The sequence below is a fragment of the Bacillus sp. FSL R5-0523 genome, assembly GCF_037975295.1.
GTDB classification, from domain to species: Bacteria; Bacillota; Bacilli; order Bacillales; family Bacillaceae; genus Bacillus; species Bacillus subtilis.
This window is the reverse complement of sequence record NZ_CP150251.1, coordinates 1,979,138-1,997,654: the sequence shown is the minus strand read 5'-3', so window position 1 is coordinate 1,997,654 and position 18,517 is coordinate 1,979,138. Positions and strand designations below refer to the sequence as shown.

General features: G+C 47.1%; 2 protein-coding genes. Both read left to right on the top strand.

The window, feature by feature from the left end:
- Positions 1-12: 12 nt before the first annotated feature.
- Positions 13-7,680: a plipastatin non-ribosomal peptide synthetase PpsC gene (gene ppsC, locus NYE53_RS09945; RefSeq protein ID WP_339248441.1), complete on the top strand. Its 7,668-nt coding sequence runs from the start codon at positions 13-15 to the stop codon at positions 7,678-7,680.
- Positions 7,681-7,705: 25 nt separating this feature from the next.
- Positions 7,706-18,517, top strand: a complete 10,812-nt coding sequence (gene ppsD, locus NYE53_RS09940; protein ID WP_339248438.1) for a plipastatin non-ribosomal peptide synthetase PpsD — start codon at positions 7,706-7,708, stop codon at positions 18,515-18,517.

Below are 18,517 nucleotides of genomic sequence, written 5' to 3'. Positions count from 1 at the left end.
GGAGATTCACTGATGCCGCAGCAACCTGAAATACAGGATATATACCCTTTGTCATTTATGCAGGAAGGGATGCTTTTTCACTCATTGTATGATGAGCAGTCGAGAGCTTATTTTGAACAGGCTTCTTTTACGATCCATGGACAGCTTGACTTGGAGCGTTTCCAGAAAAGTATGGATGCTGTTTTTGACAGGTACGATATCTTTCGAACAGCATTCATCTATAAAAATGTAGCCAAACCTCGTCAAGTCGTGCTCAAGCAACGTCATTGCCATGTTCATGTTGAAGATATTTCTCATCTCAATGAAAAAGATAAAGAACATTGTACAGAGGCATTCAAAGAACAGGACAAATCAAAAGGCTTTGATCTCCAAACGGATGTACTGATGAGAATATCTATTTTAAAATGGGCGCCTGATCATTATGTCTGTATCTGGAGCCACCATCATATTTTAATGGATGGCTGGTGTTTAGGCATCGTCATTAAAGACTTTCTCCATCTTTATCAAGCGCTTGGAAAAGGGCAATTTCCTGATTTGCCTCCCGTACAGCCGTACGGGACGTATATTAAATGGCTGATGCAGCAAGAGCGTGAAGAAGCAGCTGAGTATTGGAAAAAAAGGCTTCAGCATTTCGAAAAAGCTTCGCCTCTGCCAAAAAGAACAGATCAAATGTCGGACGGGACATTACAGCAGATCACGTTTACCATTCCTGAAAAAGAAACCTCCGAATTACAGAAAATCGCTGCAGCATGTGGTGCGACACTTAACACTGTTTTCCAAGCTTTATGGGGAATCATGCTCCAAAAGTTCAATCGCCGCGACGATGCTGTGTTCGGATCAGTTATATCAGGCAGACCTTCTGAGCTAAAAGATGTGGAAAACATGGTCGGACTTTTTATCAATACCATTCCTATTCGAGTCCAAAGTGATTTTCTGTCTTTTTCTGACCTAGTCAGTGGAATGCAAAAGGACATGACTGAAGCAGAAGCGTATAGTTACTTCCCTTTATATGACATTCAGGCGCAGAGTGCTCTTAAACAAGAGCTGATTGATCATATTATCGTCTTTGAAAATACACCTACTCAACAAGAGATTGAAGAGCTGAATCAAGCTGGATCATTTGATTTCTCCGTAAAAGATTTTGAGATGGAAGAGGTAACTAATTATAGATGCAGTGTCAAAGTGATTCCAGGGCGTACTTTGTACGTTCGGATTCATTTTCATACAGGCACTTATCAACCAAATATGATGTCCGAAATAAAAGATTATTTACAGCACATGATCTCTGACGTCATCTCTGATCCATCTCTTCCTGTGTCAAAGATGACATTGCTAGATGAGGACAAAACACGGAAAATCGTTTCTCAAAATAACAGGACAGTATCTGTTTCACCTGAAGCGCCAACCCTGCATGGCCTGTTTGAGCGACAGGCGGCTTTCACACCGGAGCGGCTGGCCATTCGCTTTTCAGGCGGTTCGCTGACATACGCTGAGCTTGATATGTATGCCAGCCGGCTGGCTGCGCACCTTGCGGCACGCGGCGTCACAAACGAAAGTATCGTCGGTGTCCTGTCTGAACGCTCACCTGACATGCTGATCGCTGTCCTTGCTGTATTGAAGGCCGGAGGGGCGTATTTGCCGCTTGATCCTGCGTATCCAAGGGAGCGGCTGAGCTACATGCTGAAAGACAGCGGGGCATCGCTCTTGCTGACACAGCCGGGATGCTCCGCACCAAACTTTTCTGGCGAAACGCTTGAAGTGGACATGACATCTCTTGCGAGCGAAAAAGCAGAAAACCATGAGTTTACTCCTGCTGACGGCGGATCTCTCGCCTATGTCATCTATACATCAGGCTCTACCGGGCAGCCGAAAGGAGTGGCCGTTGAGCACCGCCAGGCTGTTTCCTTTCTGACCGGCATGCAGCACCAGTTTCCGCTTTCGGAAGATGACATTGTCATGGTGAAAACCTCTTTTTCCTTTGATGCGTCTGTGTGGCAGCTGTTTTGGTGGACTCTTTCCGGTGCTTCGGCGTATCTGCTTCCGCCCGGCTGGGAAAAAGACCCCGCGTTGATCGTACAAGCCATTCATCAGGAAAACGTGACAACGGCTCATTTTATTCCGGCTATGCTGAACAGCTTTCTCGATCAAGCGGAAATCGAAAGGCTGAGTGACAGGACAAGCCTGAAGCGTGTATTCGCCGGAGGTGAACCGCTTGCGCCGCGTACGGCAGCCCGTTTTGCTTCTGTATTGCCGCAGGTATCATTAATCCATGGCTACGGGCCGACAGAAGCAACGGTAGACGCGGCATTTTACGTGTTGGATCCAGAGCGGGACAGGGACCGCTTGCGGATCCCGATTGGAAAGCCCGTACCCGGTGCGCGTTTGTATGTTTTAGATCCGCATTTAGCCGTACAGCCTTCTAGTGTCGCCGGCGAACTGTACATTGCCGGAGCGGGTGTTGCCAGAGGTTATTTGAATCGGCCGGCATTAACGGAGGAGCGTTTTCTTGAGGACCCGTTTTACCCGGGTGAACGCATGTACAAAACCGGGGATGTGGCGCGCTGGCTCCCTGACGGGAATATTGAATTCCTCGGGCGGTTGGATGATCAGGTGAAAATCCGCGGCTACCGGATTGAGCCGGGAGAAATTGAAGCGGCACTAAGAAGTATAGAAGGTGTAAGAGAAGCGGCTGTTACCGTACGGACAGACAGCGGCGAGCCGGAATTATGCGCTTATATAGAAGGGCTCGGAAGAAACGAAGTGCGGGCACAGCTTGAAAGACTGTTGCCGGGCTACATGGTCCCAGCCCATATGATAGAGATGGAACAGTGGCCGGTTACGCCAAGCGGAAAGCTCGACCGAAACGCCCTGCCAGCTCCTGGCGGAGCGGCAGATGCGGAGACCTACACAGCGCCGAGAAACGTGACTGAGATGAAGCTTTCTCAGCTGTGGGAGGACGTGCTGAAAAATGGCCCTGTCGGGATTCACGACAACTTTTTTGACCGCGGGGGACATTCCTTAAAAGCAACGGCGCTTGTCTCACGGATCGCCAAAGAATTCGATGTACAGGTGCCGCTAAAAGATGTGTTTGCCCATCCGACAGTAGAAGGACTGGCTACCGTTATCCATGAAGGAACGGACAGTCCATATGAAGCGATTAAGCCCGCTGAAAAGCAGGAAACCTATCCGGTTTCCTCTGCCCAAAAGCGGATTTATGTCCTTCAGCAGCTGGAGGACGGAGGGACAGGCTACAATATGCCGGCTGTGTTAGAGCTCGAAGGGAAGCTCAACCCTGAAAGGATGGACAGAGCTTTCAAAGAGCTGATCAAGCGGCACGAGTCGCTTCGGACCGCCTTCGAACAGGACGCAGGGGGCGATCCGGTGCAGCGCATCCATGACGAGGTGCCATTTACGTTACAGCCTACAGCTCTCGGCGCACGAACCGAAGAGGAGGCCGCAGCCGCATTTATCAAACCGTTTGATCTCAGCCAAGCGCCGCTGTTCCGTGCCCAAATCGTAAAGGTATCAGATGAGCGGCACCTATTGCTGGTTGATATGCATCACATCATTTCAGACGGTGTTTCCGTCAACATTCTGATTCGGGAATTCGGCGAGCTGTACAATAATCGGAAGCTTCCGGCACTGCGCATTCAATATAAAGACTACGCCGTATGGCAAGAAGGATTTAAAACAGGGGACGCGTACAAAATGCAGGGGGCGTACTGGCTGAAGCAGCTCGAGGGCGAGCTGCCTGTGCTGGATCTTCCGGCTGATCATGCCCGCCCGCCGGTGCGAAGCTTCGCGGGTGACAAGGTCTCATTTACGCTGGAACCAGAGGTTACATCAGGCCTTCACAAGCTGGCACGAGAAAACGGAAGCACACTGTACATGGTGCTCCTTGCGGCTTACACCGCGTTCTTGTCACGCTTAAGCGGACAGGAAGATATCATCGTTGGCTCGCCAATTGCCGGCCGGCCGCACAAGGATCTTGAGCCGATACTCGGCATGTTTGTGAACACGCTGGCGCTGCGGACACGCCCGGAGGGCGGGAAGCCGTTTGTACAGTATTTGCAGGAAGTGCGCGACACTGCATTGGAAGCCTATGAACATCAGGATTATCCGTTCGAAGAGCTTGTCGATAAGCTTGAATTGACAAGGGATATGAGCCGGAATCCGCTGTTTGATGTGATGTTTGTTCTTCAAAACATGGATCAGGAATCGTTGGAGCTGGATGAACTTTGTCTCAAACCTGCAGCAAACAATGGGCATCAAACGTCCAAATTTGATTTAACCCTATATGCCCAAGAACAGCCCCACGGTTTGCTGACGTTCCAAATGGAGTTTAGTACTGACTTATATAAGAAAAAAACGATAGAAAAGTGGCTTCAATACTTCATCAATATGTTACTCTCCATCATCAAAGACAACAAAGCCGCTCTCGGAACAATAAATATCCTGAATGAGGATGAGACCCATTACCTTATCCACGAGCTCAATCGTACAACAATAGATTATCCAAGAAATGAAACCATCAGCAGACTCTTTGAAATGCAGGCAGAACAAACGCCTAATGCTGTAGCAATTGTCAGCGACACCCAAGTATTCACTTACGAGGACCTGAACAGCTGGGCAAATCAAATTGCCTCAGTTCTACAGATAAAGGGCGTAGGGCCTGATAGTGTTGTAGCCTTGTTGACAGGCAGAACACCAGAACTCATTGCAGGAATGCTGGGCATTCTAAAAGCCGGGGGAGCCTATCTGCCTATTGCTTCTGATCTGCCTGTTGAACGAATAGCTTATATGCTGTCAGACAGCGGGGCGGCATTACTCCTTCAATCTGAAAAAACAGAAAAACAACTATTAGACATTGAATGTGAACAAATCATAATCGAAGATATTCAAAAGCAAGGAAAAACGAAGAACGTTGATTCTTCAGCAGGGCCACATTCACTCGCATATATCATTTATACTTCTGGATCAACCGGTAAACCAAAGGGTGTCATGATTGAGCAGCGAAGTGTAATTCGTCTTGTTAAAAACAGCAATTATATTACATTTACACCTGAAGACCGCCTTCTGATGACATCATCAATCGGTTTCGACGTTGGGTCATTTGAAATTTTCGGACCGCTGCTAAATGGTGCCGCTTTGCATCTGTCCGATCAACAAACATTTCTCGATTCCCATCAGCTTAAGAGGTACATAGAACATCAAGGAATCACAACGATTTGGCTGACATCTTCTCTATTCAATCATTTGACAGAACAAAATGAACAAACATTTTCACAGCTGAAACATTTGATTATAGGCGGAGAAGCTTTGTCGCCGAGCCACGTCAATCAAATCAGAAATGTCTGCCCTGAAGTATCTATATGGAATGGATATGGCCCTACCGAAAATACAACTTTTTCGACATGCCTTCACATTCAAAAAACATATGAACTTTCCATTCCGATCGGGCGGCCGGTTGGTAATTCCACCGCTTATATCTTAAATCAATGGGGAGTGCTGCAGCCGGTCGGAGCTGTCGGTGAACTTTGTGTCGGCGGAGATGGCGTCGCCAGAGGATATTTGGGCCGTCCTGATTTAACGAAAGAGAAATTTGTCCCACATCCATTTGCACCTGGCGATCGACTGTATCGCACAGGTGATCTGGCGCGCTGGCTTCCTGATGGCACAATTGAGTACATTGGCCGTATTGATGATCAAGTAAAAGTCAGAGGCTATCGGGTGGAGCTGGGTGAAATCGAATCAGCGCTTCGTCAAATAGACGGGGTCAAAGAAGCCGCAGTGTTAGCACGTACAGCCCAGACCGGGAGCAAAGAGCTGTTTGGCTATATCAGCGTAAAAGCAGGCACGAATGCTGAACAAGTGCGTTCACTTCTCGCGCGTTCGCTGCCAAACTATATGATCCCGGCGTACATTATTGAAATGGAGACTCTTCCGCTCACATCAAACGGCAAATTGAACCGAAAAGTACTTCCTGAACCAAATTTCACATCTAAACAAACGTACGCTCCGCCTCGAAATGACCTTGAAGACCAACTTGTGTTGATCTGGCAGGAGGTTCTCGGCATCCAGAGGATCGGAATAGAGGATTCGTTTTTTGAATTGGGCGGAGATTCAATCAAAGCCCTTCAAGTTTCTGCACGCCTTGGGCGCTATGGACTAAGCTTGCAGGTAAGTGATTTATTCCGTCATCCAAAGATAAAGGACTTATCACCATTTATCCGTAAGTCAGAGAGAATCATAGAGCAAGGACCCGTTCAGGGAGACGTTCCTTGGACGCCTGTTCAGCAATGGTTTTTTTCACAAGATATTGAAGAAAGACACCATTTCAATCAGTCTGTCATGCTATTCCATTCTGGACGTTTGTCTGAAAACGCCCTTAGACCAGCCTTGAAAAAACTGGCGGAGCATCATGATGCGCTTCGGATGGTTTATCGCAACGATGATAGGCGATGGATTCAAATCAACCAAGGCATTCATGAGTCACAGCTATACAACTTAAGAATCTCTGATCTTTCACAGTCAGAAAGCGGCTGGGAGACGAAAATCAAACAAGAAGTTGCAGATCTTCAGCAAAGCATCAATTTACAGGAAGGACCATTGTTGCACGCCGCTTTGTTTAAAACACTGACCGGAGATTACTTGTTCCTTGCGATCCATCACCTTGTCGTTGATGGTGTCTCATGGCGGATTTTGCTGGAGGATTTGTCAGCCGGATATCAACAAGCTGCTGCAGGCCAGACGATCCAGCTTCCGCCTAAAACGGATTCCTACCAGGAATACGCAAGACGCATACAGGAATATGCCCAAAGCAGTAAGCTGATTCGCGAAGAGGCGTATTGGCGAAGTGTAGAAGAACAGCAAGCCGCAGAACTGCCCTATGAAATACCGCATCATGTGAACATCGACTTCAGCAAAAGGGACTCATTAAGCTTTTCACTGACTGAAGCAGACACCGCCGTCTTGCTGCAAAACGTCAATCACGCCTATGGCACAGATACACAAGATATTCTGTTAACCGCAGCATCCTTGGCGATTTGTGAATGGACAGGAGGAAGCAAGCTCCGTATCGCTATGGAAGGACACGGGAGAGAACACATTCTGCCAGAGTTAGATATCAGCAGGACGGTCGGCTGGTTTACATCCATGTACCCGGCCCTCATAAGCTTTGAAAATCATAGGGATGAGCTCGGAACCTCAGTAAAAACCGTTAAAGATACACTGGGCCGGATACCAAACAAAGGGGTAGGTTACGGTATGCTGAAATACCTTACACACCCTGAAAATAAAAGCATTACGTTTTCAAAAACACCTGAAATCAGCTTTAACTATTTGGGCCAGTTCAACGACATCGAAAGACAGGACACCTTCCGCCCATCAAGCCTTGGTAGCGGAAAGGATATCACTCATACATGGAAGCGTGAGCAAATCATCGAGATGAGCGCAATGGCAGCAGACAAAAAGCTCCATTTCAATCTTAGTTATCCGCCAGCCCGCTTTCACAAAAACACAATGGAGCAGCTTATTAACAGGATTGAACACTTTTTGCTGGACATTATGAAACACTGCGCCGGTCAACAGAAAGCAGAAAAGACACTGAGCGATTTCAGCAGTCAATCATTAACGGCAGAGGACTTGGACAGCATATCCAGCTTGGTGGAAGAATTGTAGAAAATCGTGACAGGGAGACATGAACATGACAAAAGCGAATTCAATTCAGGATATTTATCCGCTGTCTTACATGCAGGAAGGGATGCTTTTCCATTCCCTCCTGCAAAAAGATTCACAGGCATATGTTGAGCAAGCTTCTTTTACAATAGAAGGAAAAGTCAACCCGCAGTTTTTTCAAAACAGCATCAACGCTCTTGTAGAAAGACATGATATTTTCAGAACGATTTTTATCAGCCAAAATGTTTCCTCCCCCCAGCAGGTTGTTCTGAGAGAACGAAATGTCATCGTCCTGGAAGAAAACATTACTCATTTAAACGAGGCGGAGCAATCACAGTTTATCGAGCAATGGAAAGAAAAGGACCGGGACCGGGGGTTTCATTTGCAAAAGGATGTGCTCATGCGCATCGCTCTTATTCAAACAGGAGAGAGCCAGTACTCCTGCATTTGGACCTTTCATCATATCATGATGGACGGTTGGTGCCTCAGCATTGTGCTAAAGGAGTTTCTGCATATTTACGCATCTTATGTAAATGCATCCCCTATAACATTGGAGCCGGTCCAGCCATACGGAAAGTATATCAAATGGCTGATGGAGCAAGACAAAGAGCAGGCGGTTTCTTATTGGGACCATTATCTTTCCGGCCACGAACAGCAAACCGTGCTCCCGAAGCAGAAAAAAACAAAGGGAAAAAGCAGGCAGGAACACGTTACATTTTCATTCTCTAAGGAAGAAAGCAGCAGGCTTTCAGAGCTTGCTGCTAGAGAAGAAGTGACACTCAGTACGATTTTCCATACCATTTGGGGCATTCTGCTGCAAAAATATAATAATAACGATGACGCCGTATTCGGTTCTGTCATTTCAGGAAGACCTGCGGAAATCGAAGGCATTGAACATATGGTCGGTCTTTTCATTAATACGATGCCAGTTCGGGTGCAGGGGGCAAAAACGCCATTTCTTCAACTTATAAAAGATATGCAAAAAGACCGTCTTGCCGCTGAAGCGTACAGCTACCACCCTTTATATGAGATTCAATCCCGCTCAGCTGTTAAGCAAGGACTGATTGATCATATTCTCGTATTTGAAAACTATCCGGTGCAGCAAGAGATTCAAATGCTGAACAAACAGGAACATGCTTCTGATCTTTTTCAGATTCATAATTTCACTGTCGCAGATGAAACCAACTACAGCTTTTATCTTATGGTGGCGCCAGGGGAAGAAATTCATATCAAAATGAACTATGATGCGGAGCAGCACGATCGGTCTTTTGTGCTCTCTGTCAAAGAGCATCTTCTGAATGCTGTATCACAAATCTTAAATAATCCGAATCTTCCACCTGAAGAAATCGATATCACGACAGATACTGAAAAGCGGCAGCTGATTGGAGAAATCACAGATCAAACACCAGTTTACGAAACCATCCATGCCATGTTTGAAAAGCAAGCGGAAAAGACACCAGATGCTCATGCTGTAATTGATCAAGCCTGCTCATTAACATACAGAGAACTGAATAAAGCGGCTAACAGATTGGCACGGCATTTACGAATGAAAGGCGTTGTGAGACAGGAACCCGTTGCGATTATGATGGAACGCTCAGCGGCGTTTATCACAGGTGTTCTTGGTATCTTAAAGGCAGGCGGCGCCATTGTTCCGGTTGATCCGCATTACCCGGCTGACAGAATCCGTTATATTCTGCATGATTGCGGCTGTTCGCATGTTGTTTCACAAGCGCATCTTTCCTCATCGTTAGAAGACAATTACATTATCACTCATCCAGAAGATATCGAAAGCAAAGTAGACGGCAGTAACATAAAGTCAGTCAACGATGCTGACGATCTGCTGTATATGATTTATACATCAGGCACAACAGGTAAACCAAAGGGTGTTCAATTTGAGCATCGAAACATGGCTAACTTGCTGAAATTCGAATATACTCACTCCGGCATTGACTTTGAAGCAGATGTTCTGCAATTTGCGACACCTTCCTTCGACGTCTGCTATCAAGAAATATTTTCTGCGCTTCTGAAAGGCGGCACACTCCACATCGTTCCAGAAGACATAAAAAGAGATGTGCCTCAGCTGTTTACATTTATAAACAAGCATCAGACGAATATTGTGTTTCTCCCAACTGCTTTTATCAAAATGATTTTCAGCGAGCGAGAACTTGCGAACTCGTTTCCTGATGGCGTCAAACACCTGATCGCAGCCGGGGAACAATTAATGATTTCAGACCTTTTCCAAAATGTGTTGCGTGAACGCGGCATACACCTGCACAATCATTACGGACCTTCAGAAACTCATGTGGTATCTACGTATACCATTCATCCTGGAGACCCTATTCCTGAGCTTCCGCCAATCGGTAAACCGATAGGCTGTACTGATCTATATATTTTGAATCATCAAAAACAGCTTCAGCCATGCGGCGTACCAGGCGAACTCTATATTTCCGGCGCAAGTGTTGCCAGAGGATATGTCAATCACGATAAACTGACAAGCGACAAATTTTCATCCGACCCATTCAGGCCTGGTGTGATTATGTACCGTACAGGTGATTTGGCCAGACGGCTTGAAGACGGCAACATCGAATATATCGGACGGGCAGACAATCAAGTGAAAATCAGAGGTTATCGAATTGAGCCGCAAGAAATCGAAGTCACGCTAATGAATCATCCGGACATTAGTGAGGCTGCCATTCTCATCTGGCAAGATCAAAACGGTGAACATGAATTATGCGCTTACTATTGCAGTGTACAAAAGCTGAATGCAATAGATTTACGCAGTTATATGGCTAGTGAGCTCCCAGAATACATGATTCCGGCGAAATGGGTATGGGTTGACAGCATACCTCTTACCCCAAACGGAAAAGTAGATCGCGCAGCACTTCCGGAGCCAGATGCTTCAATCAGCGGAAACCCATATACTGCCCCTCGAAATCTGTTAGAGGCAAAGCTTTCGCAACTATTTGAAGATGTGCTAAAGAATGGGCATGTAGGCATCCAAGACAACTTTTTTGACAATGGCGGCCACTCGTTAAAAGCAACAGTGCTTATGTCACGGATCGCAAAGGAATTCCATGTGCAAGTTTCACTTAAGGACATCTTTGCTCATCCGACTGTTGAAGGATTAGCTTTAATCATTCGAGAGGCAGAACAAAATCCGTATGCAGCAATTGAACCAGCAGAAAAACGGGATACATATCCTGTATCTTCGGCCCAAAAACGAATCTATGTGCTTCAACAGCTTGATGAGGGTGTCGCCTATAACATGCCTGCGGTCTTAGAACTGGAAGGTGCACTGGATGTCGCCAAACTGTCTGCTGTATGTAAAGAACTGATCAGCCGGCATGAGCCGCTTCGAACTTCCTTTGTATCCGGAGCTGATGACGAGCCGGTTCAGCGTATCCACACCGAAGTGCCGTTTACGTTAAGTAAAGAGACCACTATCGAGGGATTTGTCCGTCCCTTTGATCTCAGCCAGGCGCCATTATTTAGAGCAGGCCTTATAGAAGTGTCAAACGAGAAGCATGTATTGCTGGTGGATATGCACCATATCATTTCAGATGGCGTATCCGTTCAGCTCCTAATCCGAGAATTTACCGATCTTTATGCAAACCGGCAGCTTAAGCCATTGCGGATCCAATATAAAGATTACGCCGTATGGCAGCAGAAATTTAAAAAGGGAGACTCGTACCAAAAGCAGGAGACTTACTGGCAGCAGCAGTTTAGCGGGGATCTTCCTATACTGGAGCTTCCAACAGATAAACGACGTCCGGCAGAACGGCAATTCATAGGCGGAAAAGTAACCTTTCAATTGGACAAAGAGATCACGGCCCGCATAAAGCGGCTCGCCCATAAAAACAGAAGCACGCTTTATATGACGCTTCTCGCTTTGTATTCAGCCTTTTTGTCTCGGTTAAGCGGTCAGGATGATATCGTGATTGGTTCACCTATCGCCGGACGGCCCCATGCCGACCTTGAAGCTGTTCTTGGGATGTTCGTCAATACACTGGCTCTCCGCACACGCCCGGCGGGTAATAAGACATTTGAGGAATTTCTGAAAGAAGTCAGACAGACGGCACTAGAAGCGTATGATCATCAGGATTACCCGTTTGAAGAGCTTGTGGACAAACTCGGTGTGCAGCGGGAAATGAGCCGGAATCCTTTGTTTGACACAACGCTAGTCCTTCAGAATATGGAACAGCAAAAGCTAAAAATGAATGATGTACAGCTTCAGTGGAACGACTTGGTGCACCCAATATCAAAATTTGATATTTCCCTATACGTTACAGAACATGATTCCGAGCTTTTCTGTCAGTTTGAATACAGTACAGCTTTGTTTGAGAAAGAAACCATCCAAAGGTGGGCCAGCCTTTTCACCACGCTTGTGGAACATACAGCTGCCAGTCCTGAAACAGAATTGGACAATATTCCAATCTTAACAAAAGAAGAAGAGCGAGATCTCATTGAATCATGCCATCTGTTTGAGGAGACGGGCTATTCAATGAATCAAACGCTCCACTATGCACTCGAACAGCAGGCAGCAAAAACGCCTGATCAGACGGCTGTTGTTTTTGAAGATGGAGCGATGACCTACAAAGAATTGAATGAACAGGCTAACCGTATCGCCTGGGAGCTGATCGGACGAGGAGTAAAATCTGAAACAACAGTTGCCATTATGGGAAGGCGTTCGCCTGAAATGCTGATTGGCATTTTTGGCATTCTTAAAGCTGGCGGCGCTTATCTGCCCATTGACCCGGATTATCCGGAAGAACGAATCAGCTTTCTGCTGGAGGACAGCGGTACAAACATTCTCCTGCTTCAGTCTGACGGCCTGCATGTTCCGGCATTTGCATGGGAGATTGTCTATCTCAATCAGACAAATAGCGGGCTGAAACATCGTTTGTCCAATCCGAATGTGGACGTTCTCCCGCAATCTTTAGCATATGTCATCTATACATCCGGCTCTACCGGGAGGCCTAAGGGTGTTGAAGTTGAACATCGATCAGCGGTGAATTTTTTGAATTCCCTTCAGTCCCGTTATCAACTGAACCAATCAGATGTGATTATGCATAAAACATCTTATTCATTTGACGCTTCAATATGGGAACTGTTTTGGTGGTCTTATGCCGGTGCTTCTGTTTATCTGCTTCCTCAGGGAGGCGAAAAAGAACCTGAAGTGATCGTGAAGGCCATAGAAGAACAAAAGATCACAGCTATGCATTTTGTGCCTTCAATGCTCCATGCATTTTTAGAACATATAAAATATCGCTCTGTACCGTTTAAGACAAACAGACTCAAGCGAGTGTTTTCTGGGGGAGAACAGTTGGGGACCCATCTTGTCTCCCGATTTCACGAGTTGCTTCCAAATGTTTCAATAACCAATTCCTATGGGCCAACGGAAGCAACCGTAGAAGCTGCATTCTTTGATTGTCCGCCGCATGAAAAACTTGAACGGATCCCAATTGGAAAACCTGTTCATCATGTCAGATTATATATCCTGAATCAGAATCAGCGGATGCTGCCTTTTGGATGTATCGGTGAACTATACATTGCCGGAGCGGGTGTTGCCAGAGGTTATTTGAATCGGCCGGCATTAACGGAGGAGCGTTTTCTTGAGGACCCGTTTTACCCGGGTGAACGCATGTACAAAACCGGGGATGTGGCGCGCTGGCTCCCTGACGGGAATATTGAATTCCTCGGGCGGTTGGATGATCAGGTGAAAATCCGCGGCTACCGGATTGAGCCGGGAGAAATTGAAGCGGCACTAAGAAGCATAGAAGGTGTAAGAGAAGCGGCCGTTACCGTACGGACAGACAGCGGCGAGCCGGAATTATGCGCTTATATAGAAGGGCTCGGAAGAAACGAAGTGCGGGCACAGCTTGAGAGACTGTTGCCGGGCTACATGGTCCCAGCCTATATGATAGAGATGGAACAGTGGCCGGTTACGCCAAGCGGAAAGCTCGACCGAAACGCCCTGCCAGCTCCTGACGGAGCGGCAGATGCGGAGACCTACACGGCGCCGAGAAACGTGACTGAGATGAAGCTTTCTCAGCTGTGGGAGGACGTGCTGAAAAATGGCCCTGTCGGGATTCACGACAACTTTTTTGACCGCGGGGGACATTCCTTAAAAGCAACGGCGCTTGTCTCACGGATCGCCAAAGAATTCGATGTACAGGTGCCGCTAAAAGATGTGTTTGCCCATCCGACGGTAGAAGGACTGGCTACCGTTATCCGTGAAGGAACGGACAGTCCATATGAAGCGATTAAGCCCGCTGAAAAACAGGAAACCTATCCGGTTTCCTCTGCCCAAAAGCGGATTTATGTCCTTCAGCAGCTGGAGGACGGAGGGACAGGCTACAATATGCCGGCTGTGTTAGAGCTCGAAGGGAAGCTCAACCCTGAAAGGATGGACAGAGCTTTCAAAGAGCTGATCAAGCGCCACGAGTCGCTTCGGACCGCCTTCGAACAGGACGCAGGAGGCGATCCGGTGCAGCGCATCCATGACGAGGTGCCGTTTACGTTACAGACTACAGTTCTCGGCGCACGAACCGAACAGGAGGCCGCAGCTGCATTTATCAAACCGTTTGATCTCAGCCAAGCGCCGCTGTTCCGTGCCCAAATCGTAAAGGTATCAAATGAGCGGCACCTGTTGCTGGTTGATATGCATCACATCATTTCAGACGGTGTTTCCGTCAACATTCTGATTCGGGAATTCGGCGAGCTGTACAATAATCGGAATCTTCCGGCACTGCGCATTCAATATAAAGATTATGCCGTATGGCAAGAAGGATTTAAAACAGGAGATGCGTACAAAACGCAGGAGGCGTACTGGCTGAAGCAGCTCGAGGGCGAGCTGCCTGTGCTGGATCTTCCTGCTGATCATGCCCGCCCGCCGGTGCGAAGCTTCGCGGGTGACAAGGTCTCATTTACCCTGGATCCAGAGGTTGCATCAGGCCTTCACAAACTGGCACGAGAAAACGGAAGCACACTGTACATGGTGCTCCTTGCGGCTTACACCGCGTTCTTGTCACGCTTAAGCGGACAGGAAGATATCATCGTCGGCTCGCCAATTGCCGGCCGGCCGTACAAGGATCTTGAGCCGATACTCGGCATGTTTGTGAACACGCTGGCGCTTCGGACGCGCCCGGAGGGCGGGAAGCCGTTTGTACAGTATTTGCAGGAAGTGCGTGAGACAGCATTGGAAGCCTTTGAGCACCAAGATTACCCGTTCGAAGAGCTTGTCGATAAGCTTGAATTGACACGGGATATGAGCCGGAATCCAGTGTTTGATGCGATGTTAGTTGTTCAAAATAATGATTACGAGCCATTGCATCTTCATGATTTGCAAATGAAGCCGGCACAAGTTTCTCATCTCGTTTCTAAATTCGATTTGACACTACAGGCATCTGAGGGCGACGGAAACATTCATTTCCTTTTTGAATATTCAACCGCATTGTTCGAGAAAACCACCATTGAACGCTGGGCATCGCATTTAACAAATGTACTTAGCATCATCGGTAAAAACCCGGAGGTGACACTCAACCATATCGAAATCCTGACCCAAGAAGAGCGGCACCAGCTGCTTAATGAGTTTAACACCGGGCAGGCGAATCAATACGGAGTTCAAACAATCAGTCAATTGTTTGAGCAGCAAGCCGCACGAACACCAAAAGCTTCTGCACTTGTCAGCGGAGACAAAACACTGACGTATCAAGAGTTGGACGAGTGGTCCAATGGAATCGCACGTGCATTGCGCAGCCGAGGTGTTAAGCCGGACACACCAGTAGGCATCATGATGAATCGTTCGTTCAGTATGATAGCATCCATACTTGGTGTGTGGAAAGCCGGAGGCTGTTACGTTCCCATTGATCCTGAATACCCGACAGAACGGAAACGCTATATCCTCAGCGACAGCGGAACGAAACTGCTGATGACAATAAATGAAGCGGATCGGGGAGTACTTGCTGACTTTGAAGGAGAGATCTTGACGATAGAAAACGTAGAGGCAGACGATAAATCGCCGCTGCCGCAAATGTCGTCTGCCCATCATTTGGCTTATATCATCTATACCTCTGGAACGACGGGCCGTCCAAAAGGGGTAATGGTCGAGCATAAAGGTATTGCCAACACTCTTCAGTGGCGGCGAAACGCTTATGCATTCAACGAGACAGATACCATCCTGCAGCTCTTTTCTTTCTCATTTGACGGCTTTTTAACTAGTATGTTCACACCGCTTTTGTCAGGTGCAAAAGCCGTTTTGCTTTATGAAGAGGAAGCGAAGGATATTCTGGCCATTAAGCATCAGCTGTCTCGTCAACGGATTACACATATGATTATTGTGCCTGTTTTATATCGAGCGCTTTTGGACGTAGTGCAGCCGGAAGATGTAAAGACACTTAGAGTCGTCACACTGGCGGGAGAAGCGGCTGACCGCGAATTGATCGACCGCAGCTTAGCTATATGTCCGCATACCGAACTCGCCAACGAATATGGACCGACAGAAAACAGCGTGGCGACTACCGTCATGAGACATATGGAAAAGCAGGCATACGTAAGCATCGGCCAGCCGATTGACGGGACTCAAGTGCTGATTTTAAATAGCAATCATCAGCTTCAGCCAATCGGTGTTGCGGGAGAGCTTTGTATAGCAGGAACAGGGCTTGCAAGAGGGTACGTCAATCTTCCAGAACTGACAGAGAGAGCATTCACGCAGAATCCATTTAAACCCGAAACACGAATGTACCGAACAGGAGACGCCGCCAGATGGATGGCCGACGGTACACTCGAATATCTCGGAAGAATCGATGATCAAGTCAAAATCAGAGGATACCGTGTAGAAACGAAAGAAATTGAATCGGTCATCCGGTGTATAAATGGTGTAAAAGACGCCGCAGTAGTTGCTCATGTAACAGCGTCAGGACAAACCGAATTAAGTGCTTATGTGGTGACAAAACCAGAGTTGAGCACAAATGCTGTACGCTCAGAATTACAAAACAAGCTGCCGGTGTTTATGCACCCTGCGTTTATTGAAAAACTGGACTCACTTCCATTGTCACCAAACGGCAAGCTGGATCGCGGAGCACTTCCAAAACCTGTATACAACTACGAAGGTGAACGTCCATTCCTCCCGCCAGCCAGCAAAATGGAACAAATACTGGCAGATATATGGAAAGAAGTACTGGGGGCAGAAAAGATCGGAACAGCTGATTCGTTCTTTGAACTTGGCGGAGATTCAATCAAAGCGTTACAGGTATCTGCGCGGCTTCACCGGATAGGCAAGCAAATGGCAATGAAAGATTTGTTTAGCCATCCGACCATTCAAGAATTGGCAGCTTATATCCGTGATTCAGATACAAGTTCCAGCCAAGCTGCGGTTGAGGGAGATGTACAATGGTCGCCTGTTCAAAAATGGTTTCTTTCTCAAGATATAAAAGAAAAACACCATTTTAATCAGTCCGTAATGCTGCATCGAAGCACCTCTGTACAAGAAGACGCACTGCGAAAAACGTTAAAAGCAATAACGTGTCATCATGATGCGCTGCGAGTGGTGTTTACACAGAATGAACAAGGAAAGTGGGATCAATATAATCGGCCGCTCAGTCATTCGGACGACGCGTTGTACGGCCTTCAGATGATTGATTTATCAGCTCCGGACGGCACTGATGGAAATAGAGCGTATGAGCCTATTATCAAACGCCATGTACTTGATATTCAGCAGAAAATGGATTTGAAGAATGGTCCGCTGCTGCAAGCCGGTCTTTTCCACACAATTGACGGTGATTTCTTATTTTTATCTGCTCATCACCTCGTCGTTGACGGCATCTCATGGCGGGTTCTGCTTGAAGATTTGGCTTTAGGGTATCGCCAAGCTGCTGGCGGGGAGGATATCAAACTGCCGCCTAAAACAAGCTCGTTTAAAGCGTACGCGAAAAAGCTCTCTGACTACGCTGAAAGCCAGCAGCTAATGAAGCAGCTCAAGTATTGGCGCGAAGCCGAAGAGTATCAAACAGAGGCATTGCCTTTTGATCAAATCGATGGAACTAGAGCACACGAGGGACAACGGTCCACAATTTCGTTTACCTTAAACGATATAGAGACAGCAGCACTCTTAAAAGACGCCAACAGCGCATATAACACTGATACGCAGGACATGCTGCTCGCTTCTGTCATTCTTGCGCTGCGCCATTGGACCAATCAATCCGCCTTCAAACTATCATTAGAGGGCCACGGGCGAGAGGATGTATTAGAAGGAATAGATGTGAGCCGGACGGTTGGATGGTTTACCGCCATTTATCCGTTATTGATTAAACTGAACGCAGACTTGCCAGACTCGGAAGAATACATGGTTCATGTGCTAAAAACAACAAAAGATACACTGAGACGTGTACCTGACAAAGGATTCGGCTACGGCGTCATTAAATATTTGACTCCGCCTGGCAAAAAAGACATCGATTTCATAGGGGCACCAGAAATCAGCTTCAATTATCTTGGTCAATTTGAAAGCGGCAGCACAGCTGAAGTACCTGAGGAGGACGCCTTCTCATTCTCTCCGCTTGGTGCCGGAGGTGATATCAGCACAACATGGAACCGTGAACAGTCGCTGGATATCAGCGCAATCGCTGCAGAAGGAAAATTGACTGTCAATATGACTTATGACAATGCCCGCTTTCAGCGCAAAACCATCGAACAGCTTAGCGAAACATGCCGTCAATTTTTATTACAGCTGATCGAACACTGCCAGAACAAAAGAGAAACAGAAAAGACGATCAGTGATTTTGATGATCAAGAACTGACCGAGGACGCGCTGCAAGAGATTGCTGATATGCTAAGTTTTCACTAA

What these genes read in the sequence shown, in the direction of transcription:
- ppsC (WP_339248441.1), top strand. Translation starts at nt 13, where the DNA reads ATGCCGCAGCAACCTGAAATACAGGATATATACCCTTTGTCATTTATG.
- ppsD (WP_339248438.1), top strand. Translation starts at nt 7,706, where the DNA reads ATGACAAAAGCGAATTCAATTCAGGATATTTATCCGCTGTCTTACATG.